The sequence below is a fragment of the Kitasatospora sp. NPDC051702 genome (assembly GCF_040681575.1).
GTDB lineage: Bacteria > Actinomycetota > Actinomycetes > Streptomycetales > Streptomycetaceae > Kitasatospora.
On record NZ_JBFAZB010000015.1, the window covers coordinates 23596 to 45419 of the forward strand.

Here is a 21824-nt window from a genome sequence, read left to right on the forward strand (position 1 = left end):
GCCGGACCCCTCCGGGGGCCCGGCCCGCGGGCGTTTCCGGAGGCGGCTTTTGCAGTGCGTACCGCGACCGGTACGGTCGGTCCCGCCGGGTGACGACCACCCGGCGGGCACACCCCGCGCGCGGCGCGGCACACCGGAAGGGTCAGCGATGGCGATCGCCAAGGCAGAGCGGCTGATGAATCTCGCCCTGTGCCTGATGAACACCAGACGTCCGCTCTCCAAGAAGGAGCTGCGGGAATCCATCGAGGCGTACCGCGAGGCCTGGCAGAACAGCAGCGAGGACGCCTTCAACCGGATGTTCGAGCGGGACAAGGACGACCTGCGCGAACTCGGCCTGGTGATCGACGTCGACGAGAACGCCCTGGACGGCGAGCTCGGCTACCTGGCCCGCGCCGACCGCAACCGGCTGCCCGAGATCGCGCTGGACGCCGAGGAGGCGGCCGCGCTGACCCTGGCCGCCCGGGTCTGGCAGCAGGCCAAGATGTCCGGTGCGGCCAGCGGCGCGCTGCAGAAGCTGCGCGCGGCCGGCGTACCGTTCGCCGAGCCCGAGGGCCGCACCGCCCTGGAGCCGCGGATCCCGGCCCGGGAGGCCGCGTTCGAGCCGCTGCTCACCGCCGCCCGCGACCGACGCGCGGTCAGCTTCGAGTACCGCAAGGCCGGTGCCGCCGCCGTCGAGCTGCGCAGCGTCGAGCCGTGGGCGCTGGAGTGCTGGCGCGGGCACTGGTACCTGGCGGGCTGGGACCGCGACCGCGGCGACGCCCGGGTGTTCCGGCTGAGCCGGATCACCGGCAAGGTCCGGGCCAGGACCGGGGCCTTCCTCGGCACCGTGCCCGAGCACGTGGACGTCCGCGCCACCGTCGCCAAGTTCGCCGGTGAGGGCGCCACCGCCACCGCGACCGTCCGGGTCCGCCGGGGGGCCGGCTTCCCGCTGCGCACCAAGGCGCTCGCCAGCACGCGGGTCGACGACCGCTGGGACGAGCTGGAGATCCCGTACGGCAACGGGCTCGGCGCGGACCTCGCCGAGTTCGGCCCGGACGTGCTGGTGCTCGGCCCCGAGGAGCTGCGGGCCGACGTGATCGACCGGCTGCGGGCCGTGGCCGGGCTGGACGCTGTGACCGAAGGGGTCCACGCATGAGCAACGCGATCGACCAGACCAGGCGGATGCTGTCGCTGGTCACCTACCTGCGCGAGCGGCCCGGCGCCGAGGTGGCCGAGGTGGCCCGGGCGTTCGGGATCTCCGAGCGCGAGCTGATCGGCGACCTCAACGTGCTGCCGATGTGCGGCACCAGCTTCCGCGGCGGCGACCTGCTCGACATCGACACCGACGGCGAGCGGATCTGGTGGCACAACGTCGACGACGTGGCCCAGCCGCTGCGGCTGGCCGCCGACGAGGCGACCGCGCTGCTGGTGGCCGCCCGTGCGGTGGCCGGCCTGCCCGGCCTGCGGGCCGGTGACCGGGAGGCGCTCACCCGGGCCGTCGTCAAGATCGAGAACGCGGCCGGGGAGAGCGCGGCCGGCAGCGCCAGGGTCGGCGTGACCTTCGAGGCCGAGGGCCACGTGTTCGCCGACATCGACCGCGCGCTCAGCGAGGGGCGCCGGCTCTGGCTGCGCTACTACTCGCACGGGCGCGGCGGGATGACCGAGCGCGAGGTCGACCCGATCCGGCTGCTCACCGAGGGCCACACCTACCTCGAGGCCTGGTGCCGGACCTCCGAGGACCACCGGATGTTCCGGCTGGACCGGGTCGCCGAGATCCGGGTGCTGGACGTGCCGGCCGACCCGCCCCGGCGCGAGCCGCGCGACCTCAGCGGCGGGCTGGTCAACCCCTCCGCGGACGACCCCGAGGTGGTCGTCGAGGTCTCCTCGGGCGGGCGCTGGGTGGCCGAGTACTACACCCACGACCGGGCCGAGGAGCTGCCGGACGGCGGGCTGCGGATCACCCTGCGCAGCGCCGACCCCTCGCAGCTGCGCCCGCTGGCGCTGCGGCTGGGCCGGGACGGCCGGATCGTCTCGCCGCCGGAGCTGGCCGGGCAGGCGCGCTCGGCGGCGCTGGCCGCGCTGGCCGCCTACGAGGGGACGGCGGCCGAGGGGGAGGGGCGGGCCTGATCGGTGGAACCCGGGACCAGATTCAAGGTGTACTGCTCCGAGTGCCGGGAGAAGGTGGAGCTGCCGGCCGAGGAGTTCCGGCTGACCTTCGGCCGCACCCCGGCCCAGGCGCACTACAGCTTCGGCTGCCCGCTCTGCGGGGCGTCGGTGCGCAAGGCCGCCGGGGAGAAGATCGTCGCGGCGCTCACCGGGGCCGGCGTCCGCACGATGCGGCTCGTCCCGGCCGAGGGGTAGCACACCGATAGGGTGGGGCCATGTCCTGGATGCTCGTCGCCGCCGTCCTGCTCGCCACCGCGGGCCTGTTGGTCCTCGGGGTCCTCGCGATCCGGCTCTGGCTGGCCGTGCGGGCGCTGGCCGAGGGAGTGGACGCGGCCTCCCGGGCGCTGGCCGACGCGGCGGGCGAGCTGGCCGCCGCGGTACCGGGCCGGTAGCGCGCTCCGGCGGGGGCGGGAAGCGTCGGCGGTACGGGGGCTGCTGCGTGCGGGGGCGCGCGGGTTACGCTCTCAGGAGGCTCCTGCACCTGCGAAGGGGGCCGCTGTCCTGTTCGGGCGGCCGTCGTCGTGGCGTCATCCGCAGCGGTTAGCATCCGCGGCGGACGGCCCGTCGGGCCGCCATGACTGAAGGTGGTCGCACATGCGCATCTCGATGACCGCGATCGTGGTGGTCGCGGTATTCGCCGTCCTGCTCTTCGGTGCCAAGCGACTGCCCGATCTGGCGCGTTCGCTCGGTCAGTCGATGCGGATCCTGAAGAGCGAGGCCAAGGCGATGCGCTCGGACGGCGAGTCCGCGGACACCCCGGCGCCCGCGCCCCAGCAGGTCGACGGCGCCGCGGCGCGGACCATCCAGTCCGCCCCCGGGGCGTCGGCGACGGCCCGTCCGGTGAATGAGCCGGCCGCGGGGGCCACCGCGCCCGACGGCGACCGCCCGCACTGAGCGCGGCGCACGTGACGCACGCGACCACGGAGGCCCGCCGACCGGCGGGCCTCGACGCACGAGTTGAGGACCGGGGTTGAGCAAGCTCTCCAAGGCGTCGAACGCGCCCAAGGATCCTGAGGGGCGGATGGCCCTCGCCGACCACCTGCGGGAACTGCGGAACCGCGTGGTCAAGTCGGTCCTGGCGATCGTGGTCATCACGATCATCGCCGCGGTCTACCACAAGCAGCTCGAGGACTTCCTGCTGAAGCCGCTGCCGCGGTGCACCGCGGAGACGGCTGGCCAGTACCACGGGAAGTGCGCCCAGGTCTCCAACATCGGTCTGACCGCCGGTTTCACCTGGATGCTCAAGGTCTCGCTGACGGCCGGCGTGGTCGCGACCGTGCCGATCTGGCTCTACCAGGTGTGGGCCTTCGTGGCGCCCGGTCTGCACAAGCACGAGAAGAAGTACTCGATCATCTTCATGGCGGCCGGGGCACCGCTGTTCCTGGCCGGCGTGGGCTGCGCGATCCTGGTCCTCCCGACCACGGTCGACGTGCTGATCTCGTTCACCCCGAACAACACCACGCCGATCCTGCCGCCCGAGGACTACCTCGACATCGCCACCCGGATGGTGCTGGTCTTCGGCCTGGCCTTCGAGTTCCCGCTGCTGCTGGTGATGCTGAACGTCGTCGGGATGGTCACCGGGAAGCGGCTGCTCGGCTGGTGGCGCGGGATGGTCATGGCCATCACGGTCTTCGCGGCCTTCGCGACGCCGAGCGCCGACCCGGTCAGCATGCTCACCCTGGCCGCGCCGATCTGGGCGCTGTACTTCATCGCCGTGGCGATCGCGCTGTTCAACGACCGGCGCAAGGCCCGCCGCAACCCCGACGCCGGGCTGAGCGACGAGGAGGCCTCGGAGCTGGACCTCTCGGTGCAGCCGGTGGCCGGAGTGGAGACCGTCCGGGCGTCGAGCGCGCCGACGGCGAGCGCCCCGGTGCCCGCCGCACGCGGCGAGCAGATCGACGACATCACCTGATCCGGGGCCGCAGGACCCGGTAGTGCACCGTGAGGCCCCGGCCCGCCGCCCGACGCGGCGGGCCGGGGCCTTCGCGCTGGTCCGGAGCGGTTCCGGCCCGGCTCCGGTGCGGATCCGGCAGGTCCCGGGGCCGGCCGGCGGGCCGGTCGCGGACTCCGGCGGGGCGGTCTTGGCAGGGTGGATGGCATGTGACATATTACTGACGTGCTCAAGACCCAGAGACCTCCACTGGATGTCGTCGTGGTCGGCGCCGGTGTCGTCGGCGCCGCCTGCGCCTACTACGCCGCCCGCGCCGGGCTCGCCGTCGCCGTCGTCGACCGCGGGCCGGTGGCCGGCGGCACCACCGGCGCCGGCGAGGGCAACCTGCTGGTCTCCGACAAGGAGCCCGGGCCCGAACTCGACCTCGCCCTGCTCAGCACCCGGCTCTGGCGCGACCTCGCCGAACACCTCGGCCCGGCCGTGGAGTACGAACCCAAGGGCGGCGTGGTCGTCTCGGCCACCCCGGCCGGACAGGACGCCCTGCGGGCCTTCGCCGCCGGGCAGACCGCCGCCGGCGTCACCGCCGAGGAGGTCCCCGCCGAGCGGCTGCGCGAGCTGGAGCCCCACCTCGCCCGCGGCCTGGCCGGCGGCTTCCACTACCCGCAGGACGCCCAGGTCCAGCCCGCCCTCGCCGCCGCCCACCTGCTGCGCGAGGCCCGCCGCCTGGGCGCCGAGCTGCTCACCGGCGAGACCGTGACCGCCGTCGACCGCGGGCCGGACGGCGCCGTGCGCGGCGTGCGCACCGACCGGCGCCGGCTCACCGCCCCCGCCGTGGTCAACGCGGCCGGCACCTGGGGCGGCGAGCTCGCCGGGCTCGCCGGAGTGCACCTGCCGGTGATGCCCCGGCGCGGCTTCGTGCTGGTCACCGAGCCACTGCCGCGGATCGTCCGGCACAAGGTCTACGCCGCCGACTACGTCGCCGACGTCGCCAGCGGCTCGGCCGCCCTGCAGACCTCCGCCGTGGTGGAGGGCACCCCCGGCGGGCCGGTGCTGATCGGCGCCAGCCGGGAGCGGGTCGGCTTCGACCGGACGCTCTCCCAGGAGGTGCTGCGGCGGCTCGCCGGGCAGGCCGCCGCACTCTTCCCGGTGCTGGAGGACGTCACCGTGCTGCGCACCTACCGCGGCTTCCGGCCGTACCTGCCGGACCACCTGCCGGCCGTCGGGGCGGACCCCCGGGTGCCCGGGCTGTACCACGCCTGCGGCCACGAGGGCGCCGGCATCGGGCTGGCCCCGGCCACCGGGCTGCTGATCAGCGAACAGCTGACCGGCAAGCAGCCGGAGCTGGACCTCACGCCCTTCCGGCCGGACCGCTTCCCGGCGGAGTCCGCGGCCGGGGCCTGAGCGCCGCGCCCGGCCCGCGCGGCCCGGCCCGTACGGCCGGGCCCGCGTGAGCGGCCGCGCCGGGCCCGACGCCCGCCCCCCCTTCCCCGACCACCCGAACGCCACCGAAACGGAGGAGCCGCCGATGCGCCGCCGCACCCCCGCCGAACTGGTCGGGGCCGAGCCCGGCCCCGCCCACCACATCGAGTTCGACGGCCGGCCCGTCCCCGCCCTGCCGGGGCAGTCGATCGCCGCCGCGCTCTGGGCCGACGGCGTGCTCGCCTGGCGCACCACCCGGATCGGTGGCCGCCCCCGCGGGGCGTTCTGCGGCATCGGCGCCTGCTTCGACTGCCTGGCCACCGTCGACGGCCGCCCCAACCAGCGCACCTGCCTGCTCCCCGCCGAGCCCGGCACCACCGTCACCACCCAGGAGGGCAACGGCCGTGCCGACCTCGCCGTCTGACCGGTCCACCGCTGCCGGGGAGCCCCCGCGCTACGACCTCGTGGTCGTCGGCGCCGGGCCGGCCGGCCTCGCCGCCGCCGTCACCGCCGCGGACCTCGGGCTGCACTGCGCCCTGCTGGACGGCGGGCACGACACCGGCGGCCAGTACTACCGGCACCCTGCGCCCGGGCTCGGCGCCGCCCGCCCGGACCGCCTCCACCACGGCTGGTCGGTCTACACCGGCCTGGCCGGCCGGCTCGCCGCCCACCAGGAGGCCGGCCGCGTGCGGCTGCGCACCGGCCACCAGGTGTGGGCGCTGGAGCGCACCGGGGACGGCTTCGCCGTGCACGTCACGTGCGGGCCGGAGTCGGCCGACCGGACCACCGTCCGGGCCACCGCCGTGCTGCTGGCCACCGGCGCGTACGAGCGGCAGCTGCCCTTCCCGGGCTGGACCCTGCCCGGGGTGGTCACCGCGGGCGGCGCCCAGGCCATGCTCAAGTCCGGGCTGGTGCTGCCCGGGCGGCGGATCGTGGTGGCCGGCAGCGGCCCGCTGCTGCTCGCGGCGGCGTCCTCGCTGGTCACCGCCGGGGCCGAGGTGCCCGCGGTGGTCGAGGCCACCGCCTACCTCGGCTACGCCCGGCGCCCCGGCGTGCTGGCGGCCGTCCCCGCCAAGCTCGTCGAGGGCGCCGGGCACGGGAGCGCGCTGCTGCGCCACGGCGTGCGGCTGCGGCCGCGCAGCGCCGTCGTCGAGGCGCACGGGACCGACCGGGTCACCGCCGTCACGGTGGCGCGGCTGGACGCCGACTGGCGTCCGGTGCCCGGCACCGGGCGCCGGATCGACTGCGACGCCGTCGCCGTGGGCCACGGCCTGTTGCCGCAGATCGACCTGGCGACCGAGCTGGGCGCGGCCACCCGCACCGCCCCCGACGGCGCGGTCGCGCTGCGGGTCGACGCCCGGCTGCGCACCACCGTGCCCGGGCTGTGGTCGGCGGGCGAGACCAACGGCGTCGGCGGCGCGGACCTCGCGATCGTCGAGGGCGAACTCGCCGCGCACGCCGTGGCCGACCGGGCTCCGGCGCCGGCCCTGCTGCGCCGCCGGTCCCGGCTGCGGGACTTCGCCGAGCTGATGGCCGCGGCGCACCGCCCCGGCCCCGGCTGGACCGGCTGGCTGACGCCGGAGACCGAGGTCTGCCGGTGCGAGGAGGTCCCGGTGGCGCGGGTCCGGGAGGCCGTGGACGAGCTGGGCGCGGGCGATCCGCGCACCGTCAAGCTGCTCACCCGGGCCGGGATGGGGTGGTGCCAGGGCCGGATGTGCGGTCCGGCCGTGGCCTGCCTCTCCGGCTCGGGTGAGCCCGGGGCCGACCGCCGCCCGCTGGCCTGCCCGGTGCCGCTGGCACAGCTGGCCGCGGGGCCCGGCGGGGATCCGGGAGAGGCCGGCCCGGCCGGCGCGTAGCCCGTCGTCGAACGCGCGGGCCGGGGACCCTTGTCTCCGGCCCGTCCCGTCTAATAAAATGTCACACCTCACCAAGGAGCTCACCGTGTCCATCACCCCGAACGACACCACCCGCCCCTGGCGCGGCGTCATGGTCGCCACCACGATCCCGCTGCGCCCGGACCTCTCCGTCGACTACGACGCCTACGCCGAGCACGTCCGCTGGCTCATCGAGTCCGGCTGCGACGGCGTCGTCCCCAACGGCTCGCTGGGCGAGTACCAGACGCTCACCGCCGAGGAGCGCGCCCGCGTCGTCGAGGTGGCCGTCGAGGCGGCCGGCGACGGCTCCCGGGTCATGCCCGGCGTGGCCGCGTACGGCAGCGCCGAGTCCCGCCGCTGGGCCGAGCAGGCCGCCGAGGCCGGCGCCGGATCCGTCCTGCTGCTGCCGCCGAACGCCTACCGGGCCGACCACGCCTCCGTGCGCGCGCACTACGCCGAGGTCGCCAGGGCCGGCCTGCCGATCGTCGCCTACAACAACCCGATCGACACCAAGGTCGACCTCGTCCCGGCACTGCTCGCGCAGCTGCACGGCGAGGGCTCGATCGTCGCGGTCAAGGAGTTCAGCGGCGACGTCCGCCGGGCCTACGAGATCGCCGAACTGGCCCCCGGGCTGGACCTGCTGATCGGCGCCGACGACGTGCTGCTGGAGCTGGCCCTGGCCGGCGCGGTCGGCTGGATCGCCGGCTACCCGAACGCGCTGCCCGAGGCCAGCGTCGCGCTCTACAAGGCCGCCGTCGCGCACGACCTGGACACCGCGCTCCCGCTGTACAAGTCGCTGCACTCGCTGCTGCGCTGGGACTCCAAGACCGAGTTCGTCCAGGCCATCAAGCTGTCGATGGACATCGCCGGACGCCCCGGCGGCCCGGTGCGCGCCCCGCGCCAGCCGCTCACCCCGGAGATCGAGGCGGCCGTCCGCGCGGCCACCGAGAAGGCGCTGGCCGAGGGCCTCGCGTAGCAGGACGCAGTCACCAGGCCGGCTGCGGGGGCAGCCGGCCCGACCCCCCACCCACCAAGCCGTACGGTCGTGCCGTCCGCGCCGTCCGTACGTCCCACCCCGACGGGAGTCGTAAGCCATGCGCAGCCGTCACGTGTTCCACGCCGTCGACTCGCACACCGAGGGCATGCCGACCCGGGTCGTCACCGGGGGCTTCGGCGTCATCCCCGGCGCCACCATGGCCGAGCGCCGGGTGCACTTCCAGCAGCACCTGGACCACTTCCGCACCCTGCTGATGTACGAGCCCCGCGGCCACGCCGCGATGAGCGGCGCGATCCTGCAGCCGCCGACCCGGCCGGACGCCGACTTCGGGGTGCTCTACATCGAGGTCTCCGGGCTGCTGCCGATGTGCGGGCACGGCACCATCGGCGTCGCCACCGTGCTCGTCGAGACCGGCATGGTGCCCGTCGTCGAACCGGTCACCACCGTGCGGCTGGACACGCCCGCCGGACTGGTGATCGCCGAGGTGCACGTCGAGGACGGCGCCGCCAAGGCGGTGACGATCCGCAACGTGCCGTCCTACTCGGTCGCCCTGGACCGCAAGATCGACGTCCCCGGGTACGGCACCGTCGGCTACGACCTCGCGTACGGCGGCAACTTCTACGCCATCCTGCCGCTCGCCGAGTTCGGGTTGCCGTTCGAGCGCGAGCGCAAGCAGGACATCCTGGACGCCGGGCTGGCCCTGATGGACGCCATCAACGCGAGCCCCGACCGGCCGCAGCACCCGGAGGACCCCTCCATCCACAGCTGCCACCACGTCCAGCTGCTCGCCCCCGGCTCCACCGCCGAGCACTCCCGGCACGCGATGGCCATCCACCCCGGCTGGTTCGACCGCTCGCCCTGCGGCACCGGCACCTCGGCGCGGATGGCGCAGCTGCACGCGCGCGGGGAACTTCCGCTGGGGCGCGACTTCCGCAACGACTCCTTCATCGGGACGACCTTCGTCGGGCGCCTGGTCGAGGAGACCGAGGTGGCCGGGCGGCCCGCCGTGGTGCCCACCGTCACCGGGCGGGCCTGGGTCACCGGCACCGCCCAGTACTTCCTCGACCCGAGCGACCCGTTCCCCGCGGGCTTCCTGCTCTGACCCCGCCCGCCGCTGCCCGCCGCCGCCCTCGACGCGGCGGCCCCGGCGCCGGCCGAACCACCTCCGAAGGGCTGCCAGTCGTGACCATCACCTCGTACAACCCCGCCGATCCGGCGGACCTCGTCGTCGCCGTCGAGGAGCCCGGGGCCCAGGCCGTCCGGGACGCCGTCGGGCGGGCCGGGGCCGCGCAGCCCGGCTGGCTCGCGGCCGGCGCCGGCGCGCGATCGGCGGCGCTGGGCCGGATCGCCGACGCGGTCGAGGCGCACGCGGACGAGCTGGCCGCACTGATCGTGCGCGAGGTCGGCAAGCCGCTCGCCGAGGCGCGCGGCGAGGTCGCCCGCACCGCGGCGATCTGGCGCTACTACGCGCAGGCGCCGTTCACGCCGTCCGGGGCGGTCCACGAGACCGCCGCCGGGCCCGGGCTGCTGCTCACCCGGCGCCGCCCGTACGGCGTGGCCGGACTGATCGCGCCGTGGAACTTCCCGCTGGCGATCCCCACCTGGAAGGCCGCACCGGCACTCGCCGTCGGCAACACCGCGGTGCTCAAGCCGGCCCCCGAGGCGACCGCCTGCGCGCTGCGGCTGGCCGAGCTGGTCGCGGCGGCCGGGCTCCCCGCGGACGTGTTCACCGTGCTGCCGGGCGGCGCCGAGGAGGGCGCGGCCCTGGTCGACGCGGCGGACGTGGTCTCCTTCACCGGCTCGACCGGAGTCGGCCGGGCCGTGGTGCGGGCCGCCACCGAACGCGGCGTGCCGGTGCAGGCCGAACTCGGCGGGCTGAACGCCGCGCTGGTGCTGCCGGACGCCGACATCGCCCTGGCCGCGAACCACATCGCCGCGGCCGTCGCCGGCTACGCGGGGCAGAAGTGCACCGCCACCAGCCGGGTGATCGCCGTCGGCGCCGCCTACGAGCCGCTGCGCGACGCCCTGGTCAAGGCGCTGGAGCTGGTCGACGACAGCGTCTGCGGGCCGGTCATCAACGCCGCCGCCCGGGACCGCCTCACCGGCGCCGTCGCCACCGCGACCGCCGCCGGGGCCACCCTGCTCACCGGCGGCCGGGCGCCCGAGCGGGACGGCTGGTACGTCGAGCCCGCCCTGCTGACCGACGTGCCGGCCGAACACCCGCTGGCGCGCGAGGAGTTCTTCGGCCCGATCGCGCTGCTGCACGCCGCGGCCGACCTCGACGAGGCGATCGCGCTCGCCAACGACACCCCGCACAGCCTCTCCACCTCGGTGCACACCGGCAGCCTGGACGTCGCGCTGGCCGCGGCCGACCGGCTGGACGCGGGCATGATCCGGGTCAACGCGCCCTCCAGCGGGGTCGACTTCCACCTGCCGTTCGGCGGCGCCAAGGGCGCGAGCCACGGCGACCGCGAACAGGGCCAGGCCGCGCTCGACTTCTACACCGTCAGCCGCACCGTCAGCGTGCTTCCGGGCGGGGGCGCGTGATGTTCGTCCGCACCGTCGACTACCACGCGGCCGGCGAGCCGTTCCGGATCGTGCTGGACGGCGCCCCGGTGATCCCGGGGGACGGCGTCGCCGAGCGCCGCGCCATCGCGCTCGGCGCGGGCGGCAGCGCCACCGCCCCCCGGCCGAGCGCCCTCGACGACGTCCGGCAGCTGCTCAGCCGGGAGCCGCGCGGCCACCCCGGCATGTACGGCGGCTTCCTGGTGCCGCCGGACGACGACGAGGCGCACCTCGGGGTGCTGTTCTGGCACAAGGACGGTTACTCGACGGCCTGCGGGCACGGCACCATCGCCCTCGGCGCCTGGGCGGTCGACTCCGGGCTTGTCCCCGCCCCCGCCGACGGCGTGGCGCGGGTGCGCATCGACGTGCCGTCCGGGCGGGTCACCGCGCTGGTGCACCGGGCCGCCGGGCGGACCACCGGGGTGACCTTCCGCAACGTCCCCACCCGGGTCAGCGCGCTGAAGCTGCCGCTGGCCACCTCGCGGGGCACCGTCGAGGTCGCGGTGGCGCACTCGGGGGCCTGCTACGCCTCCGTCCCGGCCGCCGCCCTCGGGCTGTCGGTGGAGCCCGGGCAGCTGCCCGAACTCACCGCCGCCGGCCGGGAGATCAGGGACCTGCTGGCCGGTTCGGAGGCGGTGGCGCACCCGACCGACCCGCGCCTGTCCGGCGTCTACGGCGTCATCCTCCACGACGAACTCCCCTCCGCGGACGGGGTGCTGAGCCAGCGCAACGTCACGGTCTTCGCCGACGGGCAGATCGACCGCTCGCCCTGCGGCTCCGGCACCTCCGCCCGGCTCGCGGTGCTCGCCGCCGAGGGGCGGCTCGCGCCGGGGGAACAGCTGCGGCACGAGTCCGTCATCGGGACCGTCTTCACCGGCCGCCACCTGCCCGGCGGCGACCCGTTCGGCGACGGCGTCGTCACCGAGGTCACCGGCACCGCGCACCGCACCGGCGAGCACGGCTTCGTCCTGGAGCCCGGCGACGACCTGGGCACGGGGTTCCTGCTGTGACCGCGGACGACCGCGACACGCTGCCCGGCACGGCGGCCGAGCCGCTCCGGTACGCCGTGCCGGGCGTCGGCGGCCTCACCCCCGCCGGGGCCGTGGCGGCCCTCGAACGGGTGCTGCTCGACGGGTTCGACCCGGAGGCGGCCCCGGCCCGCTCGGCCGTCCCCGTCCCGGCGGGCGAGCTGCTGATGATGCCCGCCGCGGCCGGGCCGTACGCCGGGGTCAAGATCGCCGGGGTCGCGCCGGCCAACCCCGGCCGGGGGCTGCCCCGGATCACCGGCAGCTACCTGCTGCTCGACGGGCCCACCCTGCAGCCGCTCGCGCTGCTGGACGGCGCCGCGCTCACCGCGCTGCGCACCCCCGCCGTCACCGCCGTCGCCCTGCGCCGGCTGGCCGCACCGGACGCCTCCCACCTGGTGCTCTTCGGCTCCGGGCCGCAGGCGTACGGGCACCTGGACGCGCTGCTCGCCGTCCGTCCGCTGACCCGGCTCACCGTCGTGGCGCGCAACGCCGAACGGGCGGCCGCGCTGGCCGCGTACGGGCGGGACCTCGGGCTGTCGGCCGCGGTCGGTGGCCCGGAGGCCGTCGCCGGGGCGGACCTGGTGGTCTGCTGCACCACCGCGCGCACCCCGCTGTTCGACGGCGCCCTGGTGCCCGCGCACGCCGCCGTCGCGGCCGTCGGCTCGCACGAGCCGCAGGCGCGGGAGGTGGACGAGGTGCTGGTCCGGCGGGCCGGACTGTACGTGGAGGCGCGGGCGGTGGCGGCCCGGGAGGCCGGCGACCTGCTGCTGGCCGGCGTCGCGTTCGACGGGGTGCGGAACCTGGCCGAACTGGTGCGCGGTGAGGTGCCGTCGGCGGACCGGCCGCGCTTCTTCAAGAGCGTCGGGATGGCCTGGGAGGACCTGGCCGTCGCGGCGGAGGTGTACCGCTGTGGTGGCGGTCACCGGTAGCCGCCGGTGCGGTGGCGGCTCCCCGGCCTGCCGTGTCGGGCGGCGGCCGGGGCATGGAGCCGGGGGCCGGTGCGGTGGGAAGGGATCCCCTGCCGGGCCGGCCCCCGGCGCCCGTGGGCGGTGCGCCGTGGGTGGTGCGCCGTGGGTGGTGTGGCGCAGATCGCGGGTCGCCGGCCGTTGTCAGGGCCGGCGGCCGCTGCCACGATGGGCTTCGGTCCGCGGCCGCTGCCGCGCGGGGCTCCGGCCGGTGTTCGCGCAGGTTGACAGCCGCTGACAGATCGTCCGAATCGCGGACTGTTGCACACTCAACGTAACGTGACATTGTACGCTGGTGTTCTGCACCCACCCGGAGGAACACCATGGCCGACCTCAAATCCCGCACTCTGATCTCCGTGCAGGAGCGGCTCCGCGACCAGGTCGCCCACGCGCTCCGGGCGGCCCTGATCTCCGGCGAACTGCGCCCCGGCGTCGTCTACTCCGCGCCCGCCCTCGCCGCCGACTTCGGCGTCTCCGCCACCCCCGTCCGCGAGGCCATGCTGGACCTCGCCCGCGAGGGCCTGGTCGAGGCCGTCCGCAACAAGGGCTTCCGGGTCACCGAGCTCACGGAGCGCGACCTCGACGACTACACCGAGATCCGCGCCCTGATCGAGGTCCCGACCGTCGGCCGGGTCACCCGCACGGCCACCAGGGAGCAGCTGGAGCGGCTGCGCCCGCAGGCCGAGGCGATCGTCGCGGCGGCGCGCAAGCACGACCTGATCGGCTACCTGGAGGCCGACCGCCAGTTCCACCTGGACCTGCTCGGGCTGGCCGGCAACGCCCGCCTCGTCGACGTGGTCGGCGACCTGCGCAAGCGCTCCCGGCTCTACGGGCTCAACCGGCTCGACGAGCGCGGCGAGCTGACCTCCTCGGCCGAGGAGCACCTGGAGCTGCTGGACCTGATGATCGCCGGCGACGCCGAGGCCGCCGAGGCCTGCATGACGCGCCACCTCAGCCACGTCCGCTCCCTCTGGGCCGGGCAGGGCGAGCCGGCCGAGGAGGAGCGCCCGGCCCTGCGCCTGCGGGCCCGCTAGGGCGGAGACCCACCCGTTCGGGTGAAGGCGTCGGCTCGGCCGGCGATCGGCGCTCCGGCTCTACGACGATGTTTCCCGACATCGGCAGTCAGGAGGAAATCCATGTCCGCCGCAGCAGTGGAAGAACCCGTCGAGCAGCCGACGCTGCTCGAGGTCGCCGATCTGATCTCTGACCAGTTCGTCGGCTACCGGGTCGAGATCATCGGGAGCGAGATCACCGTGACGCCGCCGCCGAACGCCGCACACGGAAAGTCGCTGAGCCGGCTCATGCGGACGCTGTTCGGGGCCGGTCTCGACGGTGTGGAGGTCGACGTCCTGCAGAACGTCGGCATCTGGCTGCCGGAGGGGCCGTCGGACTACGCCGTGCCCGATCTGTCGGTCGTCGACGCCGACATCGACGACCACCTGATCGAGTACGACTGCTACGACCCGGCGGTCTTCCGTCTCGTCCTCGAAGTCGCTTCCTCGAACTTCGGCGACGACCTCACGAAGAAGCCCTTCGCCTACGCCACCGCGGGAGTGCCCGTCTACGTCATCGTGGACCGGACGAACCGGCGCGTCACGGTGCTCACCGACCCGCAGGACGGTGAGTACCGGCTGCACGCCGTCCACCACCCGGGGCAGTCGTTCACCCTGCCGGAGTCGATCGGGGCGTCGGTGACGCTGGTGGTGGACGAGGTGCTGGCGGCGAAGGCGTAGCTCAGGCCGGGGCCGGGACGGTGAGACGGCCGTCGTGGACCTCGGCGACCTGGTCGACGGCCGTCAGGTGGGTGCGGTCGTGGGTGACCAGCACGGTGGCCGTCGCGCGGCGGTGGGTCAGGTCGGTGATCAGGTCCAGGACGGCGGCGCCGCGTTCGTGGTCGAGCGCGCTCGTCGGCTCGTCCACCAGGAGCACCGTGGGGTCGTTCATCAGCGCCCGGGCGATGTTGACGCGCTGGCGCTGGCCGCCGGACAACTGGTGCGGGCGGCGGGCGGCCTGGTCGCGCAGGCCGACGGCGGCCAGCAGCTCCAGCGCCCGCGGCAGCGCGGCGCGCGGGGAGCCGCCGTCCAGGTGGGCCATCACCTGGAGCTGCTCGACGGCGGTGAGCGAGGGCAGCAGATTGGCCTGCTGGAACACGATGCCGATCCGGGTGCGCCGCAGGGCCGTCAGTTCGGCCCGGCCGAGCCCGGCGGTGTCGGTGCCGTCCACCACCACCCGGCCGGAGTCCGGGGCGATCAGGGTGGCGGCGACCGCCAGCAGGCTGGACTTGCCGGAGCCGGACGGTCCGACCACCGCCGTGATCGACCCCTTCGGGACGGTCAGCGAGACGTCGTCCAGCGCGGTGAGCCGGCCGTCGCCGTCCGGGTAGGTCAGGGTGACGTGGTCGAGCAGGAGACTCATCGGGCGCTCCCCAGAGCGGTCAGCGGGTCGACGGAGGTGATCCGGCGGATGGACAGGGCCGCGCCGACCGCGCCGAGCGCGATCATGACCACGGCCGGGACGAGGACGGTCGGGGCGTCCAGGACGAAGGGCACCGCGGAGCCGACTGCCGCGCCCAGGCCCGCCGCGAGGGCGGTGCCGACCGCGGTGCCGAGCACCAGCAGCAGGACGGCCTGGCCGAGCGCGTCCCGCAGCAGGTAGCGGGTCGAGGCGCCGAGCGCCTTCAGCACCGCGACGTCGCCGCTGCGCTGGATCGTCCACACGGTGAAGAACGCGCCGATCACCAGCGCCGAGATGGCGAACAGGAAGCCGCGCATCAGCTGCAGCGAGCCGTTCTCGGAGGTGTAGGAGCCGATCGCGGCCAGGGCGTCGTCCCGGCTGCGGGTCTCGGTGCCGAGGCGGGCGTCGGCGCCGCCGAGGTCGGCCCCCTTCGCCGTGCCGAGCGCGACGACCGTGGCGTGGCCGGCACCGCCGGGGGCGAACTGCTGCCAGTCCGAGAGGCTGGTCCAGATCACCGGGGTGTGGCTGAACGCGGCGTCGCCGTCCACGGCCGCCACCCGCAGGTGGTGGCCGGCCACGGTGAGGTCGGCGCCCGGGGCGAGGCCGCCCAGGCCCTCGGCGGCCTCGCGGGAGAGCACCGCCCGGCCGGGGGCCACCGCGGCGCCCTGCGGGGCCAGTCCGGAGCCGTCCGGGACGCCGAAGGCGGACAGCGCGGCGGTGCGGGTGCCCGCGGCCGCCTTGGTCGTGGTGATGCCCAGCGGCTGGGCGGAGGTGACCCCGGGCTCACGTGCCCAGGCCTGCCACTGCTCGGGTGTCACCTGGGAGTCCGTGAAGGACAGCTGCTGCCCGTCGGCGGGCCTGGAGAAGACCAGGTGGTCCGCGGGCAGGCCGGTGATCGCGGAGATGTTCTGCCGGCCCAGCCCGGCCGTCAGCCCGGACAGCAGGCCGACCAGCACGGTGATCAGTACGATGACGGTCCCCATCAGGGCGAACCGCCCCTTGGCGAACCCCAGATCCCTCCAGGCGACGAACACGGCGGTCCTTCCTGTCCACGGCTGCTTCTGTGACGTTCCCACCGTCCCGGAGGACGGCGGCCGCCGGCATCGCACCCCGGATTGCATCCTCCGCATCGAAGGGCAGAAGCGGAGTTCAACCTTTTGATTGATGCCGGGCCCGGCCGCGGAACCTAGGCTGGACTGATGGCGACCGAACGTTCCCGCACCACCCCCGTCGCCCGCGTCCTCCAGGTCTGCCTGCACCTGCTCGTGGCGGGCCTGCTCGCCCTCGCCGTCGCCCGCGCCCTGACCGGCCGGGACGGCGACCCGGCGGCGGTCGCCGCCTCCGCCGCCGCGATGGGCGCCGTCTACGCCGTCGGCCCCAGGACCGCGGCCGTGCACCGCTCCCGACGGGCCGCCGCGCTCTGGCTCGCCCTGCTCGGCGTCACCTGGGCGGGCGTGCTCCTCGCCACCCAGGACGGGGTCTGGCTGGCCTTCCCGCTGTACTTCCTCGAACTGCACCTGCTCGGGCGCCGCGCCGGGCTCGCCGCCGTCGGTCTGACCGCCGCCACCGCCATCGCCGCGTGGTCCTGGCACCAGCACGCCTTCAACGTGGCCGCCGCCATCGGACCCGCGCTCGGTGCGGCCGTCGCCACCGCCACCGTGCTCGGCTACCAGGCGCTGTACCGGGAGAGCGAGGAACGCCGCCGGCTCATCGACGAACTCACCGCCGCCCGGGCCGACCTCGCCGCCGCCCACCACACCGCCGGCGTGCTCGCCGAACGCGAGCGCCTCGCCCGGGAGATCCACGACACCCTCGCCCAGAGCCTCAGCTCGATCCAGCTGCTGCTGCGGGCCGCCCAGCGCGCCCTGCCCGGCCGCACCGACGCGGCCGCCGGGTACGTCGAACAGGCCCGGCAGGCCGCCCAGGACAACCTCGACGAGGCCCGGCGCTTCGTTCGCGCGCTCACCCCGCCCGCCCTCGACGGCGACCCGTTGCCGGTCGCCCTGGAACGGCTGTGCGCCACGACGGCGGCGCACAGCGGCCTCCCGGTGAAACTGCACGTGTCCGGCGACCCGGTCCGGCTGCCGGTGCCCCAGGAGGTCGCCCTGCTGCGGATCGCGCAGTCCGCACTCGGCAACACCGTCCGGCACGCCGGGGCCTCGCACGCAGAGGTGACGCTCAGCTACATGGAGGACGAGGTGGCGCTCGACGTGTTCGACGACGGGGCCGGGTTCGACCCGGCGGCGGTCGCCGGCCGTACAGGCGGCGACGGCGGGTTCGGCCTGCCGTCGATGCGGGCGAGGGCCAGGGCCCTCGGCGGCACCTTCACGGTGGAGTCGGCACCCGGCGAGGGCACCGCCCTGGCCGTCCAGCTGCCGGTGACGGAGGGCGGGGCATGAGCGGGGCCGCGATCAGACTGCTGCTGGCGGACGACCACCCGGTGGTGCGGGCCGGACTGCGGGCCGTGCTGGAGGGCGAACCGGACTTCGAGATCGTCGCCGAGGCCGCGACCGCCGAACGGGCCGTCGAACTGGCGGCGCAGGGGACGGTCGACGTGGTGCTGATGGACCTCCAGTTCGGGCCGGGCTCCGCCATGAACGGCGCCCAGGCCACCGCCGCGATCACCGCCCGGGCGGGTGCGCCCCGCGTCCTCGTCGTCACCACCTACGACAGCGACGCCGACACCCTGCCCGCGCTGGAGGCCGGCGCCACCGGCTACCTGCTCAAGGACGCGCCGCCGGAGGAGCTCGCCCAGGCCGTCCGGGCGGCCGCCGCCGGCCGTTCGGCGCTGGCGCCCAGCGTCGCCGACCGGCTGCTCGAACGGATGCGGACGCCGGCGGCGGCGCTCAGCGCGCGGGAGACCGAGGTGCTGGGGCTGGTCGCGGACGGGCTGACCAACCAGCAGGTCAGCCAGCGGCTGCACCTGAGCCAGGCCACCGTGAAGTCCCATCTGGTGCACATCTACACCAAGTTGGGGGTGGACTCGCGGACGGCGGCGGTGCGGGAGGCGCGCGGTCGCGGGCTGATCCGCTAGATCGGGTCCGTCGGGTCCGTGCGGTCCGTCGGGTCCGTCGGGTCCGGGGGAGCGGCATAGGCTGGGGCCGGTCCGTACCCGCAGGAGTGTGGAGGAGCCCCGGATGGCCGAACCCCCGACGACCGTGCGTCTCGACGAACTCGCCGTGCCGGTGATCGGCGCGCCGATGGCGGGCGGGGCGTCCACGCCGCAGCTGGTGGCCGCGGTGAACCGGGCCGGCGGTCTCGGCTTCCTCGCCGCCGGGTACCGCGACGCCGCCGGGATGGCCGAACAGATCGCGCAGGTGAGGGCGTTGAGCGGGCGGCCGTTCGGGATGAACCTGTTCGTCCCGGCCGCCCCCGGGGACCGGGTCGCCGTCGCCGCCTACCGGGAGCGGCTGCGGCCCGAGGCCCGGCGCCGGGGCGTGACGCTCCCCGAGGAGATCGGGCCCGACCGGGACGACTGGGACGCCAAACTGTCCGTGCTGCTGGCCGATCCGGTGCCGGTCGTCTCGTACACGTTCGGGCTGCCGACGGCGGCCGAGGCGGCGGCGGTCCGCGCGGCCGGGTCGCTCCAGGTCGGCACCGTCACCACGCCCGCGGAGGCGCGGGCGGCCGAGGCGGTCGGGATGGACGCGCTGTGCGTGCAGGGCCCGGAGGCCGGCGGGCACCGCGGCACCCACCGGGTGGCGGACGAACCGGACGGGGCGCCGCTGCTCGACCTGCTGCCCGCGGTGCGGGCGGTGACGGCGCTGCCGCTGATCGCGGCCGGCGGGCTCGGCGACGGCCCGGCGGTGGCGGCGGCGCTGCGGGCCGGCGCGGTCGCGGTGCAGCTGGGGACGGCCCTGCTCCGCGCCGACGAGTCCGGTGCCCCGGCCGCGCACCGGTCGGCGCTCACCGCGATGCCGGAGACGGTCGTCACCCGCGCCTTCACCGGCCGGCCGGCCCGTGGCCTGCGCAACGACTTCATCGACCGCTACGGCCGGTACGCCCCGCCCGCCTACCCCGAGGTGCACCACCTCACCCGCCCGCTGCGCGCGGCCGCCACCAGCGACGCCGACACCACCGCCATGCACCTCTGGGCCGGCACCGCCCACCGCCTCACCCGCCCGGGCCCGGCGGCGGACATCGTCGCCCGCCTCTGGCACTCCGCGCGGGGGTAGTGCGCCCGGCGCGTGCGAGGCCCGGGCGTGTCGTCCCCCGCGGGGGTGGATCGGGCGGGAAAGCGCGCTGTAGCGTATAAGAGACCACTTAAGTTGGTGGCCATGTGGGAGATCACACTTCTGGCGCCGGTTGAGGAGTGGTACTTGCAGATCTGCGAGGACGATCCGAAGACCGCGGGCAACATCCTTGAGGCGTTGGACCTGCTGGCTGACGAGGGCCCGACCTTGGGCCGGCCCGCGGTGGACCGGATCCACCGCAGCCGGCTGCACAACCTGAAAGAGCTACGGCCCGGGTCCTCGGGCGGGAGCGAGGTGCGCATGCTCTTCGTGTTCGACCAGGAGCGGGAGGCCATCATCCTGGTGGCGGGCGACAAGTCGGGTCGTTGGTCGGAGTGGTACGACGAGTCGATTCCTCTGGCGGAGAAGCGGTACGCGGACTACGTCGAGGAGCAACGGAAGGGAGTGCGTGCATGAAGGGGCGCAGTTGGACCGAGGTACGGGCCGAGGTTCTGGAACGGTTCCCCGAACTGGCGACGCCGGAGGCGGAGGCGGATCGGGCGCGGGTCCGACAGGAGACGCTGGCCCAGATCCGTGGGTACGAGCTGGCTGAGCTGCGGCGGGGTAACGGCCTGACGCAGAAGGAGGTGGCCGGGCTGATGGGCGTGAGCCAGGCGCGCGTCTCGCAGATCGAGCACGGGCAGGTGGACAGCCTGGACAACCTGCGGGCCTACGCCGCCGCGATCGGCGGCGAGGTGGAGGTCACCGTCCGGCAGGGGGAGCGGACGGTCAAGGTGGCCTGAGCGTCGCTCCCCCGCCGGGGTGGTCAGCGCAGGAGGTCGGACATCCAGGACTCGATGGCCGGGGCGGTCCTGGGGAGGGCGTGGGACATCAGGCGGGCGCCGTCCGGGGTGATGACGAGGTCGTCCTCGATGCGGATGCCGAGGCCGCGGAGCTCGACGGGGAGGGTCTCGTCGTCGGGCTGGAGGTAGAGGCCGGGTTCGACGGTGAGGACCATGCCGGGTTCGAGGACGCCGTCGAGGTAGCGGTCGGCGCGGGCCCTGGCGCAGTCGTGGTAGTCGAGGCCGAGCATGTGGCCGCTGCCGCAGAGGGTGTAGCGGCGGTGGAGGCCGTTGTCGTCCTCGAGGGCCTGTTCGGCGGGGATGCGCAGGACGCCCCAGTCGGCGAGGCCTTCGGCGATGACGCGCATGGCGGCGCGGTGGAAGTCGCGGAAGCGGGCGCCGGGGCGCAGTGCGGCGATGCCGGCGCTCTGGGCGGCGAGGACGAGGTCGTAGGCCTGGCGCTGGACGGGGTTGAAGGTGCCGCTGAGCGGGAGGGTGCGGGTGATGTCGGCGGCGTAGAGGGTGTCGGTCTCGACGCCGGCGTCGAGCAGGAGCAGGGAGTCCGGGTCGAGGGCGCCGTCGTTGCGGATCCAGTGCAGGACGCAGGCGTGGGCGCCGGAGGCGGCGATGGTGGTGTAGCTGGTGCCGTTGCCCTCGGCGCGGGCGCGCAGGTCGAAGACGCCTTCGATCCAGCGTTCGCCGCGGGGGTGGTGCAGGGCGGTGGGCAGGGCGCGGACGACGTCCTGGAAGCCGGTGACGGTGTGGTCGACGGCGAGTTGCAGCTGGTCGACCTCCCAGGTGTCCTTGACCAGGCGCAGTTCGGAGAGGACGGCGGCGAGTTCGCCGTCGGCGCGGGCGTGCGGGCCGGGCCGTCCGGTGGCCTCGTCGACGAGCGGGTCGGTGCCGGCCAGGACGCGGGTGGGCGGCTGGGGGCCGGTGAGGAGTTTGCCGAGGTCGTCGAGGTGTTCGGTGCGCAGCCCGGTGAGGGCGGCGGCCTCGGCGAGGTCGGGGCGGCGGCCGACCCAGAACTCGCCGTAGCGGCGGTCGCGGTAGAACTCGGAGCCGGCGGCGTGGCCGCCGCTGCGGGGGGAGCGGGGGCGCAGGTAGAGGACGGGTTCGTGGCCCGCGGGGCCGGCCGGTTCGAGGACGAGCACGTGGTCGGCCTGGTCCTCGCCGGTGAGGCAGGTGAGCCAGGCGTAGGCGCTGTGCGGCCGGAAGCGGTGGTCGAGGTCGTTGCAGCGGACCTTGAGGCGGCCGGCGGGGACGACCAGGCGTTCGCCGGGGAAGGCGGCGGAGAGCCGGGCGTGACGGCCCGGCAGGCGGTCGTGGCCGGGGGCGCGCCGGTCGGCGGGGAGGGGGGTGGGGGCCCACCGGGTGGCCATGAAGGCGTCGAGGGCGGGGGAGACGGGGAGGTCGTGGCTTCCGGTGTGGAGGCCGGTCTGGGGCGTGGTCACCGGTGAACTCCTATGCGG

24 protein-coding genes are annotated in these 21824 nt (G+C 75.4%); 21 read left to right on the top strand and 3 right to left on the bottom strand.

All coding sequences use genetic code 11. The features are described from left to right. Nucleotides 1–148: 148 nt before the first annotated feature. From AB0N04_RS15280 to AB0N04_RS15355, 16 genes are all read left to right on the top strand, one after another. On the top strand, nucleotides 149–1135 hold the full coding sequence (locus tag AB0N04_RS15280) for a WYL domain-containing protein (protein ID WP_360208617.1): 987 nt from the start codon (nucleotides 149–151) through the stop codon (nucleotides 1133–1135). Further along, the gene (locus tag AB0N04_RS15285) at nucleotides 1132–2106 is read left to right on the top strand and encodes a WYL domain-containing protein (RefSeq protein WP_360208619.1); all 975 of its coding nucleotides are present in this window, start codon (nucleotides 1132–1134) and stop codon (nucleotides 2104–2106) included. The genes AB0N04_RS15280 and AB0N04_RS15285 overlap by 4 nt, the downstream gene beginning before the upstream one ends. 27 nt (nucleotides 2107–2133) lie before the next feature. Further along, nucleotides 2134–2340 carry a hypothetical protein gene (locus tag AB0N04_RS15290; protein ID WP_360208622.1) on the top strand — a complete coding sequence of 69 codons (207 nt, stop codon included), beginning with the start codon at nucleotides 2134–2136 and terminating at the stop codon, nucleotides 2338–2340. 20 nt (nucleotides 2341–2360) lie between these two features. Next, nucleotides 2361–2537: a hypothetical protein gene (locus AB0N04_RS15295; RefSeq protein WP_360208624.1), complete on the top strand. Its 177-nt coding sequence runs from the start codon at nucleotides 2361–2363 to the stop codon at nucleotides 2535–2537. 202 nt (nucleotides 2538–2739) lie between these two features. Then, nucleotides 2740–3039: a Sec-independent protein translocase subunit TatA gene (gene tatA / locus AB0N04_RS15300; RefSeq protein ID WP_360208627.1), complete on the top strand. Its 300-nt coding sequence runs from the start codon at nucleotides 2740–2742 to the stop codon at nucleotides 3037–3039. Between the two features lie 76 nt (nucleotides 3040–3115). Further along, a complete protein-coding gene (tatC, locus tag AB0N04_RS15305; RefSeq protein ID WP_360208630.1) occupies nucleotides 3116–4057 on the top strand; it encodes a twin-arginine translocase subunit TatC in 942 nt (313 codons plus the stop codon). A gap of 204 nt (nucleotides 4058–4261) precedes the next feature. Then, on the top strand, nucleotides 4262–5437 hold the full coding sequence (locus tag AB0N04_RS15310) for an FAD-dependent oxidoreductase (protein WP_360208632.1): 1176 nt from the start codon (nucleotides 4262–4264) through the stop codon (nucleotides 5435–5437). Nucleotides 5438–5561: 124 nt separating this feature from the next. Continuing rightward, on the top strand, nucleotides 5562–5879 hold the full coding sequence (locus AB0N04_RS15315; protein ID WP_360208635.1) for a (2Fe-2S)-binding protein: 318 nt from the start codon (nucleotides 5562–5564) through the stop codon (nucleotides 5877–5879). Further along, nucleotides 5860–7311: an NAD(P)/FAD-dependent oxidoreductase gene (locus tag AB0N04_RS15320; protein ID WP_360208637.1), complete on the top strand. Its 1452-nt coding sequence runs from the start codon at nucleotides 5860–5862 to the stop codon at nucleotides 7309–7311. Before AB0N04_RS15315 ends, AB0N04_RS15320 begins: the two co-directional genes overlap by 20 nt. Before the next feature lie 85 nt (nucleotides 7312–7396). After that, nucleotides 7397–8305, top strand: coding sequence for a dihydrodipicolinate synthase family protein (locus AB0N04_RS15325; RefSeq protein ID WP_360208639.1), 909 nt, complete (start codon nucleotides 7397–7399; stop codon nucleotides 8303–8305). 118 nt (nucleotides 8306–8423) lie between these two features. Beyond that, nucleotides 8424–9428, top strand: a complete 1005-nt coding sequence (locus tag AB0N04_RS15330) for a proline racemase family protein (RefSeq protein ID WP_360208642.1) — start codon at nucleotides 8424–8426, stop codon at nucleotides 9426–9428. Between the two features lie 71 nt (nucleotides 9429–9499). Beyond that, entirely contained in the window at nucleotides 9500–10873 is a 1374-nt protein-coding gene (locus AB0N04_RS15335; protein ID WP_360208928.1) for an aldehyde dehydrogenase family protein, read from the top strand. Next, nucleotides 10873–11901, top strand: coding sequence for a proline racemase family protein (locus tag AB0N04_RS15340; RefSeq protein WP_360208645.1), 1029 nt, complete (start codon nucleotides 10873–10875; stop codon nucleotides 11899–11901). Before AB0N04_RS15335 ends, AB0N04_RS15340 begins: the two co-directional genes overlap by 1 nt. A 92-nt stretch (nucleotides 11902–11993) precedes the next feature. Then, nucleotides 11994–12848 (top strand): ornithine cyclodeaminase family protein, encoded by an 855-nt coding sequence (locus tag AB0N04_RS15345; protein ID WP_360208931.1) that lies wholly within the window; start codon nucleotides 11994–11996, stop codon nucleotides 12846–12848. A gap of 359 nt (nucleotides 12849–13207) precedes the next feature. After that, on the top strand, nucleotides 13208–13918 hold the full coding sequence (locus AB0N04_RS15350) for a GntR family transcriptional regulator (RefSeq protein ID WP_360208648.1): 711 nt from the start codon (nucleotides 13208–13210) through the stop codon (nucleotides 13916–13918). 102 nt (nucleotides 13919–14020) lie between these two features. Further along, on the top strand, nucleotides 14021–14617 hold the full coding sequence (locus tag AB0N04_RS15355; protein ID WP_360208651.1) for a Uma2 family endonuclease: 597 nt from the start codon (nucleotides 14021–14023) through the stop codon (nucleotides 14615–14617). A gap of 1 nt (nucleotide 14618) precedes the next feature. Here AB0N04_RS15355 and AB0N04_RS15360 read toward each other — a convergent pair whose 3' ends face one another. Beyond that, nucleotides 14619–15299, bottom strand: a complete 681-nt coding sequence (locus AB0N04_RS15360) for an ABC transporter ATP-binding protein (protein ID WP_360208653.1) — start codon at nucleotides 15297–15299, stop codon at nucleotides 14619–14621. Continuing rightward, the gene (locus AB0N04_RS15365) at nucleotides 15296–16372 is read right to left on the bottom strand and encodes an ABC transporter permease (protein ID WP_360208656.1); all 1077 of its coding nucleotides are present in this window, start codon (nucleotides 16370–16372) and stop codon (nucleotides 15296–15298) included. Before AB0N04_RS15365 ends, AB0N04_RS15360 begins: the two co-directional genes overlap by 4 nt. A gap of 165 nt (nucleotides 16373–16537) precedes the next feature. Between AB0N04_RS15365 and AB0N04_RS15370 the strand changes: the two genes are divergently transcribed. The 5 genes from AB0N04_RS15370 (at nucleotide 16538) to AB0N04_RS15390 (ending at nucleotide 20313) form a co-directional block, all read left to right on the top strand. Beyond that, nucleotides 16538–17737, top strand: coding sequence for a sensor histidine kinase (locus tag AB0N04_RS15370; RefSeq protein WP_360208659.1), 1200 nt, complete (start codon nucleotides 16538–16540; stop codon nucleotides 17735–17737). Next, complete coding sequence (locus tag AB0N04_RS15375) at nucleotides 17734–18372, top strand: response regulator transcription factor (protein ID WP_360208662.1); 639 nt, start codon at nucleotides 17734–17736, stop codon at nucleotides 18370–18372. The genes AB0N04_RS15370 and AB0N04_RS15375 overlap by 4 nt, the downstream gene beginning before the upstream one ends. A 103-nt stretch (nucleotides 18373–18475) precedes the next feature. Continuing rightward, entirely contained in the window at nucleotides 18476–19513 is a 1038-nt protein-coding gene (locus tag AB0N04_RS15380; protein ID WP_360208665.1) for a nitronate monooxygenase, read from the top strand. Between the two features lie 102 nt (nucleotides 19514–19615). Further along, nucleotides 19616–19987 (top strand): type II toxin-antitoxin system RelE/ParE family toxin, encoded by a 372-nt coding sequence (locus AB0N04_RS15385; protein WP_360208668.1) that lies wholly within the window; start codon nucleotides 19616–19618, stop codon nucleotides 19985–19987. Continuing rightward, nucleotides 19984–20313 (top strand): XRE family transcriptional regulator, encoded by a 330-nt coding sequence (locus AB0N04_RS15390; protein ID WP_360208670.1) that lies wholly within the window; start codon nucleotides 19984–19986, stop codon nucleotides 20311–20313. The genes AB0N04_RS15385 and AB0N04_RS15390 overlap by 4 nt, the downstream gene beginning before the upstream one ends. Nucleotides 20314–20336: 23 nt before the next feature. Here the strand turns inward: AB0N04_RS15390 and AB0N04_RS15395 are convergent, their stop codons facing one another. Further along, nucleotides 20337–21806: an aminopeptidase P family protein gene (locus tag AB0N04_RS15395; protein WP_360208673.1), complete on the bottom strand. Its 1470-nt coding sequence runs from the start codon at nucleotides 21804–21806 to the stop codon at nucleotides 20337–20339. Between the last annotated feature and the right edge of the window lie 18 nt (nucleotides 21807–21824).

Bases quoted from the DNA above. Each gene is read 5' to 3' on its own strand.
- AB0N04_RS15355 (WP_360208651.1), top strand. From the start codon at position 14,021: ATGTCCGCCGCAGCAGTGGAAGAACCCGTCGAGCAGCCGACGCTGCTC.
- AB0N04_RS15370 (WP_360208659.1), top strand. From the start codon at position 16,538: ATGGCGACCGAACGTTCCCGCACCACCCCCGTCGCCCGCGTCCTCCAG.
- AB0N04_RS15315 (WP_360208635.1), top strand. From the start codon at position 5,562: ATGCGCCGCCGCACCCCCGCCGAACTGGTCGGGGCCGAGCCCGGCCCC.
- AB0N04_RS15295 (WP_360208624.1), top strand. From the start codon at position 2,361: ATGTCCTGGATGCTCGTCGCCGCCGTCCTGCTCGCCACCGCGGGCCTG.
- AB0N04_RS15280 (WP_360208617.1), top strand. From the start codon at position 149: ATGGCGATCGCCAAGGCAGAGCGGCTGATGAATCTCGCCCTGTGCCTG.
- AB0N04_RS15390 (WP_360208670.1), top strand. From the start codon at position 19,984: ATGAAGGGGCGCAGTTGGACCGAGGTACGGGCCGAGGTTCTGGAACGG.
- AB0N04_RS15350 (WP_360208648.1), top strand. From the start codon at position 13,208: ATGGCCGACCTCAAATCCCGCACTCTGATCTCCGTGCAGGAGCGGCTC.
- AB0N04_RS15375 (WP_360208662.1), top strand. From the start codon at position 17,734: ATGAGCGGGGCCGCGATCAGACTGCTGCTGGCGGACGACCACCCGGTG.
- AB0N04_RS15330 (WP_360208642.1), top strand. From the start codon at position 8,424: ATGCGCAGCCGTCACGTGTTCCACGCCGTCGACTCGCACACCGAGGGC.
- AB0N04_RS15285 (WP_360208619.1), top strand. From the start codon at position 1,132: ATGAGCAACGCGATCGACCAGACCAGGCGGATGCTGTCGCTGGTCACC.
- tatA (WP_360208627.1), top strand. From the start codon at position 2,740: ATGCGCATCTCGATGACCGCGATCGTGGTGGTCGCGGTATTCGCCGTC.
- AB0N04_RS15380 (WP_360208665.1), top strand. From the start codon at position 18,476: ATGGCCGAACCCCCGACGACCGTGCGTCTCGACGAACTCGCCGTGCCG.
- AB0N04_RS15340 (WP_360208645.1), top strand. From the start codon at position 10,873: ATGTTCGTCCGCACCGTCGACTACCACGCGGCCGGCGAGCCGTTCCGG.
- AB0N04_RS15385 (WP_360208668.1), top strand. From the start codon at position 19,616: ATGTGGGAGATCACACTTCTGGCGCCGGTTGAGGAGTGGTACTTGCAG.
- AB0N04_RS15360 (WP_360208653.1), bottom strand. From the start codon at position 15,299: ATGAGTCTCCTGCTCGACCACGTCACCCTGACCTACCCGGACGGCGAC.